We start from the raw sequence: 1235 nt of genomic DNA, 5'->3' as shown, positions 1-1235 counted from the left end.
CGAGGTGGTCGAGGCAGCCCTCGCGCAGCGTGCGCCAGAAGCGCTCCATCTTCCCGCGGGCCGGCGCGTCGTAGGGCCTCGCGTGGAGGAGCGAGATGCCGAGCCGGGCGCAGGCGGTGCGGAGAATCTCGCCGATGTAGGTCGAGCCGTTGTCGAGGTAGAGCACGTCGGGCGGCCCGTGACGGCGCAGCGCCCGGACCAGGATCTCGAGCATGTCGGTCTCGCGCTCGGTGTGGCGCGCCTCGATGGCGACGACGTAGCGGCTCGCGTCGTCGAGGAGGGCGTGGATCCGGAGCGGCCTGGACTTACCGTCGATCGTGAGCGCCGGGCCGTGGCAGACGTCGCCATGCCAGAGCGCGCCAGGGCTCGCAGCCTCCCAGCGCAGCCGCGTCTTCTGCCCGCCGCCCTCGCGGAGCGGCACGCGGTCGAGGCCATGATCAACGTAGAGCCGTCGCAAGGTGGCCTGCGAGACGGCACCCGCCTCGAGCCGGCCATCGGCGACGAGCGTCCGCAGGATCAGCGGTACCGACGCCGAGCGGTGCTCGCGGCGAATCTCGAGGAGAAGGTCGCGCTGCTCGGCCGTGAGCTCCTGGGCGTGGCCACGGTCGCTCCGCGGGGCGAGCCGGAGCGCGGCGAGGCCGCCGGCGCGGTAGGCGTAGTACCAGCGCTCGAGCGTCGGAACCGAGTACCGCCGCGTCGTGTCGATGCCGGGCAGGCGGAACCGCTCCTGCGAGAGCGCGCGGAGCGCCGCGCGCAGCTCGCCGCGGTCGAGCTCCTTGCGGGTGAGCGCGCCGACGATCTCACTGCGGAAGATCGCGATCGCTTCTGCATGGTCCTTCGGCGCGAGCGGGATCGTCTTGGGGATCGGCGGCGCCGCCGCCGGGGTGGACTCGTCCATTTCTGCTCCTCCGTGATCGCCTCGCCGGGAGTGGCGAGGACGAGCGAGGAGCAGTGCCCGGCGGCCGTGGCGCCGGGGAGGGATCCTCGATGGTGGGATCGCCTCCGCCCGCGCCACCGCCGCGATGGACCTCGGCCTACATGCTCGCCCCGAGGAACGCGGCCGACTCGATGGGGAGCCCTCCCGAGCCAGGAGCGTACGCGGCGAGCGTCGTCGCGGCGCGCGCCGCCACTTGGCGCAGCGTCGCATCGGCCGGGAGCTGCCGGACCACTGGAAAGAGCCGGCCCGCGCAAACCGCCCTCGACCACCGGCGCAGGCTCGCCCACCCCGCCGCCGC

The 1235-nt window shown here is 73.8% G+C and carries 1 protein-coding gene and 1 pseudogene; both read right to left on the bottom strand.

Translation table 11 applies throughout. From position 1 onward, the window contains the following. A partial coding sequence (locus MNZ27_RS23190) for a DDE-type integrase/transposase/recombinase (protein ID WP_242396428.1) occupies positions 1-898 on the bottom strand: 898 nt, incomplete at its 3' end. A 136-nt stretch (positions 899-1034) separates the two neighbouring features. Then, a pseudogene (locus MNZ27_RS23185) lies at positions 1035-1235 on the bottom strand (hypothetical protein); the annotation flags it as partial.

Origin of the sequence: Anaeromyxobacter oryzisoli, from assembly GCF_022690765.1 — a bacterium.
Taxonomy (GTDB): Bacteria; Myxococcota; Myxococcia; order Myxococcales; family Anaeromyxobacteraceae; genus Anaeromyxobacter; species Anaeromyxobacter oryzisoli.
This window is presented reverse-complemented; position numbering and strand designations above follow the sequence as displayed.